The sequence below is a fragment of the Pseudomonas floridensis genome, assembly GCF_002087235.1.
GTDB lineage: Bacteria > Pseudomonadota > Gammaproteobacteria > Pseudomonadales > Pseudomonadaceae > Aquipseudomonas > Aquipseudomonas floridensis.
In genome coordinates, this window is sequence record NZ_MUIO01000218.1 from 1 (window position 1) to 837 (window position 837).

At 60.8% G+C, this 837-nt stretch carries 1 protein-coding gene and 1 pseudogene; both read right to left on the reverse strand.

The features are described from left to right. A partial coding sequence (locus BZK31_RS28370) for an MFS transporter (RefSeq protein ID WP_157900828.1) occupies positions 1 to 415 on the reverse strand: 415 nt, incomplete at its 3' end. Positions 416 to 564: 149 nt separating this feature from the next. After that, positions 565 to 837: pseudogene (locus BZK31_RS28375) on the reverse strand (3-oxoadipyl-CoA thiolase); the annotation flags it as partial.

The following is an 837-nucleotide window of genomic DNA, read 5'->3' on the forward strand; positions in this document are numbered from 1 at the left end:
CGCCGCCCACCGACAAGCCCTGTAGCAGACGCGCCATCAGCAGCAGCGCCGGTGCCCACGCGCCAATCGAGGCGTAGGTCGGCAAGCAGGCGATGATCAGCGAACCGGCGCACATCATGGTCACCGAGATCAGCATGGAGTTCTTGCGACCATGCTTGTCGGCCACCCGGCCAAACAGCCAGCCGCCAATAGGACGCATCAGAAAACCGGCGGCGAACACGCCTGCGGTATTGAGCAGTTGAACGGTGGGGTCATCGGAAGGAAAGAAAGCAGGCGCGAAGTAGATCGCGCAGAACGCATAGATATAAAAGTCGAACCATTCGACCAGGTTCCCGGAAGACGCGCCCACGATGGCGAAGATTCTTTTGCTGCGCTCCTCGCCGGTGTAGTGCGGTGCTTTTGATGTTGTCGTCATTGTTTCTCAATCCTCAAGCAGAGCTGTCCGTAAGAAACACTCTGTAACACCCAACCGCCCCAAGCACAACAACCCGGACCACCGGGCTGCCTGTTCGTGGAGGCAGACCAGCGATCCGGGTTGCTGAACAAACGGGAATGCAGTCGGGATCAGCGCTCTATCGCCAGCGCCAGCCCCTGCCCTACGCCGACACACATGGTCGCCAGGCCTTTATGGCCGCCGGTCTTTTCCAGATGATGCAGTGCCGTCAGCACCAGTCGTGCGCCGCTCATGCCCAACGGGTGACCCAGTGCAATGGCGCCACCGTTGGGATTGACCTGCGGCGCGTCGTCGGCGAGGCCCAGCTCACGCAGCACCGCGATGCCTTGGCTGGAGAAGGCTTCGTTCAGCTCGATGACATCGAAATCGGATACCGCCAGACC